The organism is Streptomyces sp. NPDC054849, from assembly GCF_053610945.1.
This window is the reverse complement of the sequence record NZ_JBSGZI010000045.1, coordinates 1-17407: the sequence shown is the minus strand read 5'-3', so window position 1 is coordinate 17407 and position 17407 is coordinate 1. Positions and strand designations below refer to the sequence as shown.

Below are 17407 nucleotides of genomic sequence, written 5' to 3'. Positions count from 1 at the left end.
GCGGAGGGTGACCTCGTCCCGCTCGTCCCCCCTCCCCCCCTCGTCCCCCTCGTGCCCGACGTCGGGCGGGGCGAGGGCGATCTGTTCGGGCCGGCTCCGGGCCGGCTCCGGGTCAGTGGTCGGGCTGACCGATCAACTGCGCGATGTAGAGGGGCTCGCCCAGCTTTGCGATGAGTTCCAGCTGTGCGTCGAGGTGGTCGATGTGGTGCTCCTCGTCGGCGAGGATCGCCTCGAAGAGGTTCGCCGAGGTGACGTCACCCTTGGCGCGCATGATCTCGATGCCCCGCCTGAGCCGGTCGATCGCCTCGAGCTCGACCTCCCGGTCCACCTGGAACATCTCCGTGACCGTCTGCCCCACCAGCACGGCGAAGAGCCGCTGATAGTTGGGCAGTCCGTCGAGGAGGAGGATGCGCTCGGTCAGGACTTCCGCGTGACGCATCTCCTCGAACGACCCGTGCCGCGTGGAGGCGGCGAGCTTCGTCCAGCCGTAGCTCTCCTGCACCTTGGAATGAAGGAAGTACTGGTTGATCGCGGTCAGCTCGGCGGTCAGCTGCTCGTTGAGGAACTCGATGACCTCGGGGTCGCCCTGCATCACACGTCGCCTCCCGGAGAGGCCGACTCCCCCGCCAGTCCTCGAATCGGCCCGGACACCATGACCACCCCTGCCTTCGACGATAGCCCCGCCCCCGCGGCGGCGCCCCGGCCGCACCTGGTCACCGGCAGACACCTGGTCGGCTCGCGCAGCCACGGAGGGCCTGGCACAAGGAGCCGGCACGCGCGCGGGGTGGGGACCTGCGAGGGGCCTACAGACTGAGGGCGTCCTCCGCATTGTCCACCCACGCGGTGACGGAGTTCTTGTCGGGCGAGACGTACAGGCCGGGAGTCGGCGCCTTGAGCGGTGTCTGCTCCAGATCGGACGCGGTGTCCATGGTCAGCGCGATCGAGTCGACGGTCTTCCCCTTGCCGTCGTTGGCGCCGCCCATGAGCCCGGCATACGCGGACTCTCCCGGATCGAGCCTGATCGCGTCCTCGATGCCTGGAGCCGCGCCTCGCTCCGTGGCCTGCCCGTCCAGATCACCGAAGGTCACGACCGGATGGCTCAGTGCCTTGCACGCCTTGGTGCCCTTGTTGGTGATCTTCAGCAGGTAGCTGCTCGTCGTCGGCTCGGCCAGGGTCGCCGTGAACTTCACGTCGTACGTGCTGCACGGGAAGACGTCGAAGTCGGAGCCGGGTGACGGCGACGCCGTCTTGGAGGGCTTGGTGACCTTCGACGGCTTCGCCGGTGTGGCGGGCTTCGCCGGGCTCGGGGAGTTCGTCGGGGTCGCGGACTGTGTCGGGGTCGCGGTCGGCCGCTCGGGCCCGCCCGCCGCGCCGTCCTCGGAAGGACCACAGGCGGTCAGGGCCAGTGCGGACACGGCGGCGAGGACGACGGCGGATCTGCGTACGGTGCTCATGGCGTGGTACCCCCGAGAAGAGGCGCGAGTGCGCCGGGCTGGGACGGGACGGACAGGCCGACTTGAGCACCAGCTTCCCGCAGAAGCTTCACAGCTTGGTGACGGCGCGTTCCCGAGTCCACCACGACCGCCGGCGTGTCGACCGCTCATCCACAACAGCGCCGTACCCCCCTCCCCCTCCCCCTTCCGCTTCCGCTTCCGACCGGCCGTCCCGTCTCGTCCCGTCGCGGCGCCGGTCCGGCGGTCCGGCGGTCCGGCGGACCGGCGGACCGGCGGACCGGGGAGTCGCTCCGATCGGCGGCGGCGCATCGCCTAACCTGGCGCAAAACTGACAGATCATCATGAAGGGAAGATTTCAGTGGCTTCTCGACTCAACCCTTACATCAGCTTCAACGGCGACGCCCGGCAGGCCATGGAGTTCTACAAGGATGTCTTCGGCGGCACCCTGAGGATGCACACGTACGCGGACTTGGGCGGCGAGAAGGAGGCCGGTGACGCCGCTGACAAGATCATGCACGGCATGCTCGAGACCCCCCGCGGCTTCACGCTCATGGGCGCCGACAACCCGCCGGGGACGGAGTACGAGCCCGGCAACAACATCTCGGTGAGCGTGAGTGGGGACGACGCCGACGAGCTGCGCGGCTACTGGGACAAGCTCTCCGGCGGCGGCACGGTCTCGGTCCCGCTGGAGGAGCAGATGTGGGGCGACGTCTTCGGCATGTGCACGGACCGCTTCGGCATCACCTGGCTGGTCAACATCAACCAGCCGCAGACCTGATCCCGCCACGCCACCCGGGCCACACCTCCTCACCGCCGCAACGCCGGGAGCGCGGCCCGGTGGCCCCGGTACCCGTCCACCCGTCCACCCGTCCACCCGTCCAAGGTGGCGCTCCGACGGCCTACGTTTTCGACACTGTGGCAGCTGCCGCGCCCGCCGGGCTCCAGCATGATCGATTCTCTGTTCCAGACCCTTTCGATCCCGGGAGTCCAGCCCTATGTCCGACATCAAGGTGCGTGCCGTGCAGGCCGGGGACTTCGCGCAGTGGCGCGCCCTCTACCGCGGTTACGCCGACTTCTACCGGGTGGAGCAGACCGAGGAGGCGGCAGCCACCGTGTGGTCGTGGGTGACCGACCCCCGGCACGAGGTCAGCGCGCTGGTGGCCGAGGACACCGAGGGCCGTCTCCTCGGCCTCGCCCACTACCGCCCGTTCGCCCGTCCGCTGTCCGCGACGGTCGGCTGCTTCCTCGACGACCTGTTCGTGGCGCCGGAGCACCGCGGTTCGGGCGCCGCCGACCTGCTGCTGGGCGCGCTGCGCGAACTCGCCGCCGAGCGGGGCTGGAGCGTCGTCCGCTGGATCACCGCCGACGACAACCACCGGGCGAGGGCGAAGTACGACCAGGTGGCCACCCGGACCATGTGGGTCACCTACGACATGGCGCCCGTCCGCTGACCCTCGGAAGACCGTCGAGGCGCTCAGGTACCGCCGGGGCCGACTGGTGCCCGGACCCGCTCCTGCGAAGGGTCCGCCGGAGCGCCTCGGCCCGGGCCGCGTAGACGTCGGACCGGAGCGCGCGGCAGCGCACTCACCGCCCGGAGCCCAGCACACGCAGGACGAAGGGCGGGGTGAGCAGCCACTCCGGGCGCCGGGCCAGGCCCGCGACCTCGCTGAAGCGGATGCTGACCGCGTCGTCGTGCTGGGCGGCGAGGGTGACGCGCCGCATGTAGCGGTTGAGCAGATCGGTTCCCGTGGGCTTGCGTCCCGTGGTGCCCTCGTACGCGAAGTCCCCGCCCGCGGCGATGGACCAGGGGGCGGCCACCGTGCGTGCGGCGGCGCCGAAGTACCGGCGGGCGAAGGCCAGGTCGAGCGCCGCCGAGTGGTCGAGGCAGTCGCCGAGCGCCGCCGCCTGCCGGGCGCCGGACGTCATGCCCTGCCCGTAGACGGGGTTGAAGCTGGCGACGGCGTCACCGAGCATCACCCAGCCCAGTGGGAAGCGGCGCAGCCGGTCCAGGTGGCGGCGCTGATTCGACGGGAACCGGTGGGCCACCGGGTCGGCGAGCGGTTCCGATGCGGCCATGAGATCCGCGACGACCGGCGACTCCAGGCTGCGGGCGAAGGCGAGCCGCCCCTCCTCGTCGGTCGGCGGCACCTCGCCGTTGACGCCCACGAGCACGACGATCCACCGGCCGTGCTCCAGGGGCAGGGCCATGGCCAGCCGCCGGGTGTCGGGGCGGCCGATCACCGCTGCGGCCTTCCAGTCCCGCACCGTGGTCTCGTCGCGGCGGTAGACGCGGCTCGCGTAGTGGGTGTCGACGGTGACCACGGAGAGAGGCGGCGGCCTGTACCCGAGTTCCTTGAGCCAGCCCAGGCTCCTCGCCTGGCGCCCGGTGGCGTCGACGATCAGATCGCACCGGAGGGGTGGCCGCCCGGCCAGGCGGACACCGGCGATCCGTGTGCCCGTGGCGTCGGTGACCAGCCCTTCCACGAGGGTGCGGTCGCGCAGGGTGACGGAGGGGATCCGGGCCAGCCGCCTTCGTACCGTCGCCTCCAGGAGCGGCCGGGACATCGCCGGGCCGCGGAGACCGGAACGCGGGCGGGTCAGGACGCCGCCGTCCTGGTGCCAGTAGAAGTCGCGGCAGACGTCGAACTCGACGGCTCCACCCTCGTACAGCTCTTCGCTGATGCCCGGGAACCAGCCCTCCAGCAGCTGCGCGCCCGCGTACAGCAGGAGGTGGGGCTGGCGCCCCTGCGGTACCTGCGCACGCCATCGGACCTCGTCCGGCAGGATGTCGCGGTCGATCACGACGACCTCGTCGAACCGGTCCGACAGGACGCGCGCCGCACACAGCCCGGCCATGCTCGCGCCGGCCACGACCGCCGTCTGCGCCATGCGGCGGGGTACACCACGGGTCATCCGGACTCCTCCGGGCGGCCCCCGCTCCGCCCCTCCCGATTCTCCCACCGGCGGGGCGAACCTTCGCGTCTGCTCCATCCAGGCGATGGCTCCCCACCCCTTCACGTGACGGCCTCAGACGACCGGTCCTGTGGGGGGCGGCACCCCGACGCAGCCTGCGACGGTGTCGGGGTCCCGGCCGCCAGGCCACCAGGCCACCAGGCCACCAGGCCTCCAGGCCTCCAGGCCTCCAGGCCACGATTACGCGCGGTACAGGGTTTCGGCGCGGCGAGAAGCGGCCCCAGGCTCGGGCCCCCGGCCTGGCCCTGGGGCGGCGCGCGAGGACATCGCCGTACGGTCCCTGATGCGGCCGGCCCGGAGCCTGCGCGTGCGACCAGCCTCGCTGTGTGCTGTGCACTGGATCTGGCCGCGGCCCTGGTCCCCGGCCTCCTGCGCACGGGACCTGGTCGCGGCCCTGGTCCGGCAGGCCGCTCACATCACGGCCCAGTGGTCGCGTACGCCGGGCGGGGTCTCATCCGTGACGGCCGGCCGGTCGCGGCGCTGCCGTGCGTGTCACGCCGCCGTGCCGTCGGCGCGGTCGGGTGCGGCGCTTGCGCAACCCGTCCCGTCGCACCGGTCACGGCGACCACCTTCAGCGCGGCCGGGACCCAGCCGGCTCTTCACCGCACGACCGCGGAGCCGCGTAAGGCGACGATCGTGTGGAACGCGCGGCCGCACCTTCCTTCGCGAGCACGCGGTCCCCGCCCGGCGCCCGACCCCGGCCTGCCCGGACGGGAGGTCAGCCGATCCGCCCCGGGCGGCAGCGCTGGGGCCACCCGGGGCGGTCATCGGCGAGAGAGGTGAACCCCGGGCTTCGGCCCAGCCGCGGTGGCGGAGCGTGGTCGTCCGCCTGGTGGAGGTGGCGCGGGCGGTGGGCCTGGGCGGCCCGCGTGGGCGGCTTCCTCAGCAGCCTTCCCGCCGACCCCAGACGGCCGCTGTCGTGTTGCCGGACGTGTTACCGGTGCTCTGGCGGGAGTCCTGGTCTGGCGCGTTACCGGTGTCCTGGCCCGGGCCCTTCCCAGGGTTCTGGTCTTGCGAGTCACCGGGGGTCGAGCCCGGGTCCTTGTCCGGCGTGCCGCCCGGCTTGTGCCCCTCCTTACCTGGGTCCGTATCCGCATCGTGGCCCGGCTCGTTGCCCGGGTTGGTGCCGGAGTCACTCCCGGCGTGCCGGCCCGGGTCCTTCCCCGGACCTTGATCCGGCTCGTTTCCGGTGCCTTGGCCCGGCCCCTGACCCGCCTTGCCGCCGGCACCCGACCCCGGGGCCTGCCCCTGCTCATTGCCCTGCTTGGTGCCGGAGTCGCTCCCGGAATCCCGGCCCGGCTTGCCCCCAGAGCCCGAACCAGGGGCCTGCCCCGGCTTGTCGCCAGAACCCGAACCCGGGTCCTGACCCGGGGTCGGGTTCTCGCCAGGATCCCTTCCCCCGCCCTGGCCCGGCGTGTCCCCGGAGTGCTTCCCCGGGCCTTGATCCGGCTTGTTGCCCGGGTCCTGACCCGACCTGCCACCGGGGTCCTTCCCAGGGTCCTGACCTGGCTTGATGTCGGAGTCGCTCCCAGGGTCGTGTCCCGGCTTGCCACCCGAGCCCGACCCCGGTGCCTGACCCGGCTTATCGCCAGAACCCGAACCGGGGTCCTGCCCCGGCTTGTCGCCAGGATCCTTTCCCCCGCCCTGGCCGCCCTCCTCGCCCGGCCTGGTGCCGGAGTCACCTCCGGCGTCCTGACCCGGCTTGTCCCCGGAGTCCTTCAAAGGATCTTGACCCGGCTTGTTGCCCGGGTCCTGACCCGACTCGCCACCGGAGTCCTTCCCAGGGTCCTGACCTGGCTTGGTGCCGGAGTCGCTCCCGGGGTCCTGGCCCGACTTGCCACCAGAGCCCGAACCCGGGGCTGAACCCGGCCCATCGCCGGGATCCTTTCCCCCGCCCTGGCCCGGCTTATCCCCGGAGTCCTTTCCAGGACCTTGATCCGGCTTCTTGCCCGGGTCCTGACCGGGCTTGGCGCCGGAGCCCTTGCCCGGGCCCTCGTCCGGGCCCTGGTCCGGCTTATCGCCAGGGGCCTTACCCGGGCTTTCGTCGGACTTGTTGGCCGGGTCCTGACCCGGCTTGGCGCCAGGGTCCTTACCGGGGCCCTGGTCCGGCTTGCTGCCGGAGTCCTTGCCGGGGCCTTGATCCGGCTTGTTGCCCTGCTCCTGACCTGGATTGGTGCCGGAGTCGCCCGGGCCCTGGTCCGGCTTGCTGCCGGAGTCCTTGCCCGGGCCCTGGTCCGGCTTGCTGCCGGAGTCCATGCCTGGGTCTTGGACCGGCCTGCTGTTTTCAGGGTCCTCGCCCGGCGCGTTCCCCGGGGCCTCGGCTGAGGGCCCGACCGGGTCCTGCCTCGTGTCCTGGGGCTTGCCGTGTTCCCCGCCCTGCTCCCCGTCGGGAGGCTTCTCCGCTGATCCCGGCTGGGGCGAGGGCAGGGACGGATACGGCGCGTCGGGTGTGTGACCCTTCGGCGGAGGGATCTCGCGGTCGTGCCGGCCCTGCACGTCGCCGCTGGGGCGGGCGTACCAGCCCTTGCGGTCCTGGTCGAACATCGTGACGGTCTCCACCGGCTTCTCGGCAGGTGTGACCGCAACACGGTCGGACGACTCGAACGACGGCCACGCCTCGCCCCTGTACGTCTGCCCGCCCTGGACGGCGACGGGCGGGGCCAGGGGGTTGCCGCAGGCGCAGCGGACGCGAGGTACGCCGTGGTCGTCGACCAGGACGGACGTGCCGGCCTGCAGGACCGCCTGGTTGTCGGTGGGCGCGCCGTTCTTGTACCCGTAGTTGGTGACCCGGGTGTCCCAGCCCAGCCGAACGGGCGTCAGGGACCGTAGGTACGAGGGGATGTCGGGCTGCCTGATGTGCAGGGGGGCGGCGAAGGCCTTCCCCTTGTCCGGGTGCCGCGTGAGAAACCCGATCTGCTTCTCGACGTCGCAGCTCGCGACGTTCCGCGTGCCCCCGTACAGACCCGGGTGCGCGCCGTCGACCTCGATGGTGCGCGTTCCGCTTGCGCCGTCCTTCGCCTTGTCCTCGGTGGTGGGCGGGGCTGCGACGGCCTCGGACTCCGTCGGCGTCGCCGTCGACGGGGTGAACGGATCGGGGCCGGCCGCCGAGGCGGCCTGGAGGAAGACCTCCCCGCCTGCTGCGTCGTCCCCGCCGACGGTGAAGCCGAAGACCACGGCCGTCGCCATGACCACGGCGATGCTTGCGCTCAGCAGGTTTCTGCGCGACCGCCACCCCGAAGCCGCCCCTCTGCCGCGACGGCCCGGCTTGCCCGGCTTGCCCGGCTTGCCCGGCTTGCCCGGCCTGCCGATGCCGGCCGGCGGGCCCGTGGGCCCGGGCGGGGGCGGAGGCGCCGGTGGCGGAGGAGGCGGGGGTGGCGGGGGCGCCGGTAGGGGCGCGGTCTGCTCGTTCGTCGGCCGACCGGACAGCGGACCGGCCGGGGGGCCGGTGGGGCGCTCGGACGGCGGAGGGAGGGAATTCACGACACTCTCCCCCCGACGCAGGACATCGGGACAACAACGGTGATGCGCATGCTCTGGCTCCCTATGGCAACTACGGCCTCCACGTGTCAGAGGCGGAATCAGTGGAAATTCCGCTCCCGCGAGAAAGGGTGAAGAGGCGGCCGGACGGGCCGTCTCTTCACGAGTCGACGCGGGTGGGGCCACTTGCTGTGCGTGGGCCCACGTCTTGAGTAAGCCCTTGGCCTCGGTACGCGTCATGTTGCGAACATTCGGGACTTGACAGGCGGCAGTGGCCTCGCCGGCCGGATTCGGCCCCGCTTCGGACCGATCGCCGCAGCCCGGGTCGGCTGCACGCGGCTGCCCGAGCAGGCCGCGCATGACACGCAAGACATGCAGGACATGCAGGACATGCAGGACATGCAGGACACGCTGTCGTCAGCGCGATGGCCTGCCTGCTCGTGGCTCGCGCCTCCCAGGTGTCCGTGTCCATGCATAGACGGAGTCGGAGACGGGCTGGTCGAACCACCCCGCGGCCTCCGGAAGCTCACGGATCAGCGCGGGGATCCCGGGCTCGGACCGCAACACGGCCGGAGTCTTCCAGCCGTGCGGGATCGTGTCCCCTCTGCTTCCGCACCGCTGGGTGACCGCCACGATGGTGGCGGTCACCCAGGCGACATCGCGGCTGCCGTGGGTTCTGGACGATACGCGGAGCGCCGCGAGAAACGGCGTCTCAGGCGTCGATGTACCGGAATTCCGGGCCGTAGGTCCTGCCGCTGCCATCCGGTAGCTGTCGCTCCATCAGCATCCGCGCCGGTTCCTTGAGCTCGAACATCTGGCCTACGGCCTCGCCCAGCAGATCGCTCGCCTCGGACGGGAAATCCGTCTGCCAGGCCGTTTCGAGGAACCGCAGCATCTGGCTGTACGCGCGGTTGACGTCGCCGAGCAGTCGCCTGGTGTCGGCGTCGACCGGGCCCGCCGCCTCCCAGCCGCCGAGCGGGACGGTGGCCATGGGAAGGGCCGCCGGCATGGGGATGTCTGCGCCTTCGAAGGCCCACGTCTCCGGGTCCTCGGAGGTCTTGATCAGCTTGCGGCCGAGGAAGAGCTCCCGGAAGACGTAGTAGTGGGCGAGCTCGCCGTCCTCCCCGGGGTGGGGGTTCTCCGGTGACCCGGACGTGCCCTCGCCCTGCTCCTTGATGATGCCGATGGCCTTCTCGACGGCCGCGAGCGTGGTGAGCGGCTCGATGCTGTTGCCGGTGCCGTGGTGCATCATGCGCCGTTTCAGCTGCCGGGCGCCGGTGATCAGCCCCTCGTGCTGCCGGAACGCGTCGAGGATCGCCGTGTAGAAGGCTCCGATCGAGGTGTGCGTACCGCCCTCGGTGTCCGCGACCGGAGCGTCGGGTTCCTCGATCCGCGCGTACAGGTCCAACGACTGCTTCGTCAGTCCGCTGAGGAAGACGGACAGCTCGGGTCGTACTCCGCCGGGCAGCGGGCCGGGGTACTTCGGCACCGTGCGCTCGTCGGCGAGGCGGGGCACTCCCCCGATGGTGGTGAGCAGATTGCAGGCGAGGCCCAGGTGCGACATCTCGTCGAAGACGATGCGCCGAATCGCCTCGGCTGCGACCTCGCCCTCACCTTCGGACGAGTCCTTGATCGACCACACACCGCACAAGTAGGGCGGAAGCGTGGCGAGTTCCAGCATGATGGCCTGCTGCAGCGCGTCCTTCAGCCAGTCGCCGCCGCGGCCTTGGGCCGGCTCGGCCATCAATTCGACGATCCTGTTGCTGCGGTATGCGAGAAGCGTGGTCACGAAGGATCTCCTTCCGTGCGCCTTCCTTCCGGTGCCCGGCAACCCGGTGGCCGGCTGCCCGCAGTCCGCAGTCCGCCGCAGGCCCGCCGCAGGACCCGCAGGACCCGCGGGGCGCAGCACGCAGGACGCAGTGGGGAAGGTGGAGGCCGAGGTGGGGGTCTGCCGCTCCCGGAGTGCGTTCGAGAGCACGGCCGAGCGCCTGGCAGGCGCCTTCCACGCTACGTCACCGGACCGGCGTCGGCTCGTCGACCTGCACCCCTCCGGCCGGTCGCACCTCGCCGACCCGGTCACCGTCTTGCAGAGCACCGGACACGTCCTGATCTGCTCAGGAGTCCGCCGCGATGTGTAGGGGCCGTGACCGGTGGCGAGTGGCCGGCCAGGAACCCGGGACTCCTGGTCCCGGATGCTTCGGCGCACGCGCCGCAGCCGTCCGACGTCCGCCGACCGCGGCGACCGCGGCGACGACGGCGACGACGGCCGTTACGACCGCTCCCCGCGCCGAATGGCCGGTCAACCGGCGGCCGCGCACGATGGAGGGGTGCGGACCAAGCCATACGGCACGGCCGCCGGCCGGGTGTCCGGATTCCTGGAGAACCCGGTCGTCGGTATGGCGCCGTGGATCGTCTTCTCGCTCCTGGTCGGACCGGGCCGGTTCGAGATCGCCGTCGCCATCGCCCTGGCGGCAGCCGTCACCCTGATCGTGCTGAGCCGCCTGGTCAACCGGGGCACTTCCTGGAAACTGCTGGAGCTGGCCGACGTGGTGTTCTTCGCCGCGCTGGCCGTCATCGGGGCGCTGGCGAGCGAAGGCACCCTGCACTGGCTGGAGACGTACGCCGGTGAGGTCGCGAACGTCACCCTCGCCGTGATCGCCTTCGGTTCCATGGCCGTCAGGATGCCGTTCACCCTCCAGTACGCCCGCGAGCAGGCCGATCCGGCCCTCTGGAACACGCCGGCCTTCCTCCGCACCAACTACGTGATCACGGGGGTGTGGGGGCTCGCCTTCGTGGTGGCGGCCCTCGCCGGCGCGTACGGGGACTTGGTCCTGCACAACCCGAACAACATCTGGACCGGCTGGATCATCCAGATCCTGGCGATCGTCGCGGCCTTGAAGTTCACCGCCTGGTATCCGGATGTCGTTCGGGCCCGTGCCATCCGAAAGGCGACCGGGCAGGGCCCCGAACCGCCCCGCCTGGCAGGACTCCTGCTGCCGCTGGCCGGGTTGCTGGTGCCGATCGGAATCGCCGTTCTCATCTTCGACGACATGTGGTGGCTGGGCGTCGCCCTGATCGTCGCGGGCTCGCTCCTGACGAAGTCGCTGCAGTCGCAGGACCGGGCCGCTCCCGACCCCGCTGATCCGCACGGCCCTTCAGGCTGAAAAGCGGGCGGGCCGTCGTACTCCACAAAACAGGCCCCAGATGCTCCGTGAGAACCCCGAGACCGTCCGCCGATGGGCCGAGACCGGACGCCTGGCCGCGATCCGCGCCGCGCACGTGGACTTCGGCGCCCCCGGGCGTCTGAGCGCGGAGGATCTGACTCCGGATGGACCGCCCCTCGACGAACCGGTGGCCGGGGCCACCTCGGTGGCCGTTGCGCTCGACGAGCGGGACACCGGCCTCGATCATGTCGGCGTTGGCTCCGGCCCGCCAGGAGTGCGAGGTGACCTTCTTCCCGTCGATGTACGGGACTCCGGCGCGCTCCGCCAGCTCCTGGAGCCGGTCGTCCAGGGAACCTGGGCGCATCCTGACCCCTCCACCACGTGGTATCCGCCGGTGTAGCCGAGGGCGAGCAACTGCCGATAGAGCTGCATCGAACTGGTGCAGCCCGCCAGGAAGCGTTGCTGCACATGCTCGATGAACGTGTCGAGAACGCCATGCCCGCGGTCCTGCGCCGAGGCGAGGAGCCCGGCCAGGTCCTTGTTCCGGTAGCGCCGGACCGTCTTGCGCTGGTACGCGACGTACGACATGTCGAAGGGTACGAGTCCGTGTTCGTACATGGCGTGGAGTACCCAGGCCGCGTCGGGCAGCGCCGGCGGCATGAACCCGGTGAGCCCGTCCTCGGCGGCCAGTTCCCTCAGCCAGTCGGTCTCCGCGGACGCGGCGAGCGGCCAGCGGGCGGTCGCCAGAGCGGCGGGGGCCTCGTACATCAGCTCAGGATATGAGCACAGATCCGGTGCTGCTCAGGCGCTTGCCCGGTCTGGACGCGGCCGTCCTCCCGGCGTAGTCGCCACGGAAGAGCGGTCAGACCCTCGTAGTTGGCCCGACTGGCCGACTCTGTGCTCAGGACACCATCGGCTCTGTGACCCCGGCTGACGGCCGCTGTGCGAAGGGCGGGGCTGCACGCAGGTCAGCTCGAGTCGTACCAGTGCGTGAAGGGGCGGTCCGGACAGGACCGGCACTCGAGGACGTACACCGCGCCCCCACCGCCGATGTCGAGGCCGGTGGGGTCAGAGGGTACGGACCGGACTCCGTCCGGATCCCGGTCCTCTACGGGAAGCCAGGTGCGCCACGAAACACCGTCGTATTCATCGCTGGCTATGGTGAGCAGGTGGTCCATCGGCCGACCGCATCCCTCGCAGTCGACTGCGCCCGGTGCGGTGAACCACGACGGGTAACCAACGAGTTTCGTACCCGGTGCCTCGGCGAAGTGGCTCGCGTACGACAGCTGCGGGGCGACCTCCTCTAGCCGGTAGAAGTCCTCTCGCCACGCCTCGCTCAGGTCTTCCGGCAGATCCCACGACGGTGTCGCGAGCCCACACCGCAAGGCCAGGTACCAGTCCCACTACGTCGACCGGGCGCGAGGGCGTCTGCCGTGTCGCTCCACCTGCTGCGGTAAGCGAATCCTTCGTCTCATGATTCACACTGCGAAGCCTGCCAGACCCCCAATCAGGTCCCCAGCCAGTCCAGGCGCTGACTTTGAAGCGCTGGAACAGCGCGGGCGGGAACGGACGGGGCGAACCAGCGCCCCGGCCGGGGCAGATGGCAGTTCCCTCACAGCCGGCGGAGCCGTCCAGGGCCCGAATGGCGGAATGGGACGCGCAGGGGTCCGGGACAGGTCCAACGCGGGCTGTGCCGCTCCTCGACGAACAGCGGATCTCAGCCAAGGCGTGACTTGCTTCCCTGGGGCGTGAGTTGTGTTTTCGAGACCATCGCCCGCATGACCGGTCAGCCCGGTGCGCGGATCCTGGCTGAGGCGGCTCAGGAACCGGTGGCGCGGACCGAGCCGGTGCTCGTGCCGTCGGGGTAGCCCAGGAAGCAGGTGACACCTCGGTCGCCGGCGTCCCAGTGGCCGGACCGCGGGTAGTAGTAGTAATACTCCAGGTTCGACGGTATCTTCGCGGCGCCGCCCACGTAGTCGTTGAGCGTCGTGCCTCCGCACCTCTCGTTGGCAATCGAGATGATCTTCTCCTTGCCCGGGTACGGCCCCTCTTCCAGTTGGAAGAGGGCGTATGCCTCCGCCTCATGGGCCTGCTCGCAGGGCACGATGGTCACCGAGAAGGCGGCCTCTGCCTCTTCCTTGTCGTAATCCTTCAGGCTGTCATCCGTGTTGAAGCAGTCCCCGGCGCGGATGTCCGCCACTTCGCTGGTGCCCGTTTCGGTCACCTTGCCACTGCTGTCGCGCTCTGGGCCGTCCACGAGCACACCGGTGACCCCGACGGTCAGCGCGAGCAGCATGGCCGCACCGTTGATGGCGATGGCCGCGACGGCCAGTCCCTTGCCCTGCTCGCCGCGCTCGCGGATCTGTTTGAGGGCGATGAAGCCGAGGATCAGCGCGACGAGCGGGATGCAGGTGAGCGACAGGACGAACGCCACGATGGCCAGCACGTTGGTCTTCTGCGACGGCAACGGTCCCTGTGGCGGCGCGTTCCACCCCTGCGGCCCGCCGTACGGACCGGGCTGCCCCGGCCGTCCGTACGGCCCCCACTGCGGATCGGGCTCGGGGGAAGACGGTGGTTGCGGAGGTCTGGACATGCGCGGACCCTCCTTGCGCAGAGGATGAAACGCAACGAACAGCCGGCCGGTGGCTTTTGCCCTTCTACGCTACGTCCGGCACCCGGGGGAGCGCCTGCGGACACCGGCTCGAACCGCATACACGTTCGAGTCCAAGCGGATGGCCGCTCGTACGTGCGCCGGGCGGCGGAAGCGGCCGCCGCATTGGTGATGGCGTGCTGGACCGCGTCAGACAGCGCCGGGGTGTTCAGGGGCGGGGCCGCTTGCGGCTACTGCGCCGCGGCCTTGTCATACCCCCCTCCGGACCGGGCACCTCGGCCTCGGAGACCGCGCCGGCCTCCTGCGCCGCCGTCAGCAGACACCCCTTCAGGTAGAGGTAATCCGGCGACTCCTCCCCCACCGGGCACTCCTCCGGCGCGCCGGGCTGGCGCGCGAAGTGCCGTACCCTCGGCCGCGATAACCGAGCGTGTTTCGGCCAGCCGCAGCCCCTGCACTTCAGCCGCGACGGCTTCACCTTGCAGACGTCCGCCCAGGTCATCCCGCACCCTGAATCCGGCAAGCATGCGTGAACCTGTCCCCATTCAGCGTGTTCGGCATGGAACATGAAGGCCCCCCTTCAGGGGTGGCGGCTGCCCGCACGTCCCGTAGCCCGAGACCGGTCGTAGCCGAGCCCCCCCGGCGGGGACGTCCTCATTCCGTGGCCGCCGGACAGCAGCGCACCCCGGCGCGGTCGGGCGCGGGGTGCCCATGCGCTCTTGCTGCGTTGATAACCGCCCTACACATCACGGAACGGATCGAAGTCATGCCTTGAGGCGACGTCCGGCTGACGACGCGAGACGCTGTCGGACCGCTCTCCCGGCAGGCCCCGCCATGCCAGGGATGCCCTGCGTCGATGTCACGGTTGAGTAGAGCTTCCACGCGGCCCGCAGGGGGCGCCAGGCGGGCGTCAGCGAGCGGTGCTACTGGCAGCCCGGCTGGGCAGCCATCGCTTCGCCGGTTTCCCCGGAATTGAGCTTCTGCTGGGCTGCGTTCACCGACGTGTCGATCTTGTCCAGCTGTTGCGCGATGTCTTTGAGGCCGTCGGCGAACTTTGCCTGGTCTGCGACGTCGAGTTCGTCAGTCTGCTTCTTCAGGTTCGCATAGGAGGTGGCGGTGTTCTCGTACGCCTTGACAGTGTTCTGCTGAGTCGTCGCCCCCTCCTTGACGGGCGGAGCGCCTGAACTCTGGAGAGCGGCGCCAAGTGCCTTGTAGGCGGCCGAGATCTGTTGGAAGGCCTGAGAGTCGGCCTTCTGGACGGCTTCTGGCGTGCTGTCTTCGGTGCTCTGCTGGCGAATGGCCTCGTTGGCGTCGGAGATTTTCTGCCACTGAGGCTGGGCCTGGTCGCAGAACCTCTTCGCCCAGTCGTTCACTGTGTCGCTGCTGTCTGATCTGCTGGGGGCTGGGCTCTCAGCATCTGCCGACAGGCCTTGCGGAGGTTCCTGGGAGGAGAGCGTCACCCAGAGGAGAACACCTGCCAGCAGCGTGGCTGCACCTACCATGGCGATACCCCAACGTGCCTTGGGGGGCAGGCGTCGTGTCGGTGCACCGAAGCCGTCCAAATGTGTCTTCAAGGTCTGTTCGGCTCGGTGCTCTCCGGTCTCCCGCGCGGTTGGCGGGGAGAGTGAAGGCTGCTGCTGTGGGGTGGATGGCGCCTCTTGTGTCGGGGGCTGGTCGGGCGTTGGGGAGACCCGAACAGTGGGCGCATGCGGACGCTGTGAAGATGGAGGTCGCGCCTCAGTGCCGAATTGAGCGAGCTGGTGGATTGCCGCGTCCCCACTGAGCCGCTGTCCCGGGTCCTTCGAGAGCAACCCCAGCAGAGTGGGTGTCAGACCCGCAGCTCGGCGTGGCAGCGCGGGTTCTTCGAAGAGAAGTGCTGTAAGGGTGGCCACATCAGTGTCGCGGCTGAATGGACCCTGGCCTTCGACCGCAAAGTACAGAGTGGCACCGAGCGAGAACATATCTGAGGCTGCTGTTGGCGGCGACCCGTGGGCTCGTTCCGGGGCGATGTACTGGGGGGTTCCGATGATCCCGGAGGGCGAGGTCAGCCGAGGCTCGTCAGAGTCTTGTTGCAGCGAAATTCCGTAGTCAGCCAGCATGACGCGCCCGACGTCCTCGGCGGCCGAGTGATTGGTCACGGAACCAGTCAGCAGAATGTTGGCAGGTTTGACGTCCCGATGCACGATGCCGAGCTGGTGGCCTGCGCTGAGTGCATCGAGCACAGCCAGCCCAATCCGGGCGCACGCCACCGGCGACAGGGGGCCGCCCTCGCGTACCACCTCCCCGAGGTCTCGCGCGCCGGGTACGTTCTCCATGACAATCCAAGGAAGGCCGCCGTCCTCGATGACGTCATACACCGTCACCACGTGAGGATTGCTGCGCAGCCGGGCAGTGTGCCTTGCCTCGACCCGGGCTCTGGCGATGCGGCCTTCCAGTTCCTTCTTGGGGGTGTCGGGCGGGACGAAGATCTCCTTGAGGGCGACATCGCAGACCAGTTCCTGATCGTGGGCAGACCAGACCCGTCCCATGCCGCCGGCTCCAAGCTTGCGCTGCAGGCGGTACCGCCCGGCGATCACCCGGCCAGCGGCGTCATCCGTGCCCGTCATGCGTGCCTTCCCTGCAGTCCGGAGCGGTGCGGACACCACGGCCGGGCGGAGATCCTAACCTGTATGGCCACACACTAGGATCATCTATGAAGAATGCGGGTACATGGGAAACCTGTGTCGTAGAGTCCATGCCCAGCCGACGACGCCCTGCTGCAGCTGCCAACCAACAAGCGGAGACACCCAGGCAGACTCGGTGAGCTGAGCGGTCGGAACACTCCTCAATCAGCCTGGTGACGGCTGAGCTGACTTCTCGCCCTCTTCGCTGAAGCGGCGGCGCGCCTCCTTGCCGACACGTGACGATCGAGGAGTGGTTGCCCGGCCGTTCTGGTGATCGAGTGGCGGCGGTTGGAACATCGGTACAGCGGTTATCGGTGAGATTGATCTTGACAAGGTGGGACCGCTGAGCGTCGTGTCCGGGGACGCAGGCCGAAGTGGTTCAGTCAAGGGCTGCCATGCCGAGCGGCGGTAGGCATGTCAGTGCCCAGGCGAGAGCTTGGCGCCCGTGGCGATCGGGACTGGTCCCGCTGCGCGATCGACTCGGTCAACATGCGGGCCCTGAAAAGGGGGACCTGACAGGCCCGAATCGTGTCGACAGGGGCAAGTACGGCTCGAAGACCCACTTGATCACGGAGCGGACCGGTCTGCCCCTGTCCGTCGGAATCTCGGGCGCGAACCTGCATGACGGCCAGGCCCTTGAGCCCCTCGTCCGTGGCATACCGCCCATCCGCTCGAGTCGCGGGCGCCGACGGCGCAAGCCCGGCAAGCTCCATGCAGACAAGGGCTACGACTACGCCCACCTGCGGAAATGGTTACGTGGACGCGGGATCAAGCACCGCATAGCCCGCAAGGGCATCGAGTCCTCGCAGCGACTGGGCCGACACCGCTGGACCATCGAACGCACCATGGCCTGGCTCGCCGGCTGCCGCCGTCTCCACCGTCGCTACGAGCGCAAAGCCGAGCATTTCCTTGCCTTCACCAGCATCGCCTGCACCCTCATCTGCTACCGCAGACTTGCCAAATGAGATGACGCCTTAGGGGTCCTAACAAAGGCGTTGGACGTGGCGGTGGGTGATGAGGCAGGTGGCGAGGCCGAGGAAGGCCTCGTGGATGTCGTCGCGTCGTTCC

Annotated in this window: 12 protein-coding genes and 1 pseudogene; 5 read left to right on the top strand and 8 right to left on the bottom strand. The window is 69.9% G+C overall.

What is annotated here, in order from left to right; all coding sequences use genetic code 11:
• Positions 1–112: 112 nt before the first annotated feature.
• Together bfr and ACWGIF_RS20510 are read right to left on the bottom strand one after the other, a co-directional pair.
• On the bottom strand, positions 113–592 hold the full coding sequence (bfr, locus tag ACWGIF_RS20515) for a bacterioferritin (RefSeq protein ID WP_453499293.1): 480 nt from the start codon (positions 590–592) through the stop codon (positions 113–115).
• 211 nt (positions 593–803) lie between these two features.
• Positions 804–1454 (bottom strand): DUF4232 domain-containing protein, encoded by a 651-nt coding sequence (locus ACWGIF_RS20510; RefSeq protein WP_453499291.1) that lies wholly within the window; start codon positions 1452–1454, stop codon positions 804–806.
• A 358-nt stretch (positions 1455–1812) separates the two neighbouring features.
• On the opposite strand from ACWGIF_RS20510, the gene ACWGIF_RS20505 reads away from it, so the two are divergent.
• Positions 1813–2232 (top strand): VOC family protein, encoded by a 420-nt coding sequence (locus ACWGIF_RS20505; RefSeq protein ID WP_453499289.1) that lies wholly within the window; start codon positions 1813–1815, stop codon positions 2230–2232.
• A 217-nt stretch (positions 2233–2449) separates the two neighbouring features.
• Positions 2450–2905 (top strand): N-acetyltransferase family protein, encoded by a 456-nt coding sequence (locus tag ACWGIF_RS20500; RefSeq protein WP_453499287.1) that lies wholly within the window; start codon positions 2450–2452, stop codon positions 2903–2905.
• Between the two features lie 133 nt (positions 2906–3038).
• On the opposite strand, the gene ACWGIF_RS20495 is transcribed toward ACWGIF_RS20500, so the two are convergent.
• From ACWGIF_RS20495 to ACWGIF_RS20485, 3 genes are all read right to left on the bottom strand, one after another.
• Positions 3039–4367, bottom strand: coding sequence for an FAD-dependent oxidoreductase (locus tag ACWGIF_RS20495; RefSeq protein ID WP_453499285.1), 1329 nt, complete (start codon positions 4365–4367; stop codon positions 3039–3041).
• Between the two features lie 942 nt (positions 4368–5309).
• The gene (locus ACWGIF_RS20490; protein ID WP_453499283.1) at positions 5310–7613 is read right to left on the bottom strand and encodes a DUF6777 domain-containing protein; all 2304 of its coding nucleotides are present in this window, start codon (positions 7611–7613) and stop codon (positions 5310–5312) included.
• 1003 nt (positions 7614–8616) lie between these two features.
• Positions 8617–9693, bottom strand: a complete 1077-nt coding sequence (locus ACWGIF_RS20485) for a ferritin-like domain-containing protein (RefSeq protein WP_453499281.1) — start codon at positions 9691–9693, stop codon at positions 8617–8619.
• On the opposite strand from ACWGIF_RS20485, the gene ACWGIF_RS20480 reads away from it, so the two are divergent.
• Together ACWGIF_RS20480 and ACWGIF_RS20475 are read left to right on the top strand one after the other, a co-directional pair.
• Positions 9686–10042 carry a hypothetical protein gene (locus ACWGIF_RS20480; protein ID WP_453499279.1) on the top strand — a complete coding sequence of 119 codons (357 nt, stop codon included), beginning with the start codon at positions 9686–9688 and terminating at the stop codon, positions 10040–10042. The genes ACWGIF_RS20485 and ACWGIF_RS20480 overlap by 8 nt on opposite strands.
• Before the next feature lie 189 nt (positions 10043–10231).
• A complete protein-coding gene (locus tag ACWGIF_RS20475; protein WP_453499277.1) occupies positions 10232–11068 on the top strand; it encodes a hypothetical protein in 837 nt (278 codons plus the stop codon).
• 243 nt (positions 11069–11311) lie between these two features.
• On the opposite strand, the gene ACWGIF_RS20470 is transcribed toward ACWGIF_RS20475, so the two are convergent.
• The 3 genes from ACWGIF_RS20470 to ACWGIF_RS20460 form a co-directional block, all read right to left on the bottom strand.
• A complete protein-coding gene (locus ACWGIF_RS20470) occupies positions 11312–11836 on the bottom strand; it encodes a hypothetical protein (protein WP_453499275.1) in 525 nt (174 codons plus the stop codon).
• A gap of 1051 nt (positions 11837–12887) precedes the next feature.
• Complete coding sequence (locus tag ACWGIF_RS20465; RefSeq protein ID WP_453499273.1) at positions 12888–13514, bottom strand: DUF4190 domain-containing protein; 627 nt, start codon at positions 13512–13514, stop codon at positions 12888–12890.
• Between the two features lie 1085 nt (positions 13515–14599).
• On the bottom strand, positions 14600–16282 hold the full coding sequence (locus tag ACWGIF_RS20460; protein ID WP_453499271.1) for a protein kinase domain-containing protein: 1683 nt from the start codon (positions 16280–16282) through the stop codon (positions 14600–14602).
• A gap of 489 nt (positions 16283–16771) precedes the next feature.
• Between ACWGIF_RS20460 and ACWGIF_RS20455 the strand changes: the two are divergent.
• A pseudogene (locus tag ACWGIF_RS20455) lies at positions 16772–17304 on the top strand (IS5 family transposase); the annotation flags it as partial.
• Positions 17305–17407: the final 103 nt, after the last annotated feature.

What these genes read in the sequence shown, in the direction of transcription:
- bfr (WP_453499293.1), bottom strand. Translation starts at nt 592, where the DNA reads ATGCAGGGCGACCCCGAGGTCATCGAGTTCCTCAACGAGCAGCTGACC.
- ACWGIF_RS20510 (WP_453499291.1), bottom strand. Translation starts at nt 1,454, where the DNA reads ATGAGCACCGTACGCAGATCCGCCGTCGTCCTCGCCGCCGTGTCCGCA.
- ACWGIF_RS20500 (WP_453499287.1), top strand. Translation starts at nt 2,450, where the DNA reads ATGTCCGACATCAAGGTGCGTGCCGTGCAGGCCGGGGACTTCGCGCAG.
- ACWGIF_RS20495 (WP_453499285.1), bottom strand. Translation starts at nt 4,367, where the DNA reads ATGACCCGTGGTGTACCCCGCCGCATGGCGCAGACGGCGGTCGTGGCC.
- ACWGIF_RS20490 (WP_453499283.1), bottom strand. Translation starts at nt 7,613, where the DNA reads ATGGCGACGGCCGTGGTCTTCGGCTTCACCGTCGGCGGGGACGACGCA.
- ACWGIF_RS20470 (WP_453499275.1), bottom strand. Translation starts at nt 11,836, where the DNA reads ATGTACGAGGCCCCCGCCGCTCTGGCGACCGCCCGCTGGCCGCTCGCC.
- ACWGIF_RS20460 (WP_453499271.1), bottom strand. Translation starts at nt 16,282, where the DNA reads ATGACGGGCACGGATGACGCCGCTGGCCGGGTGATCGCCGGGCGGTAC.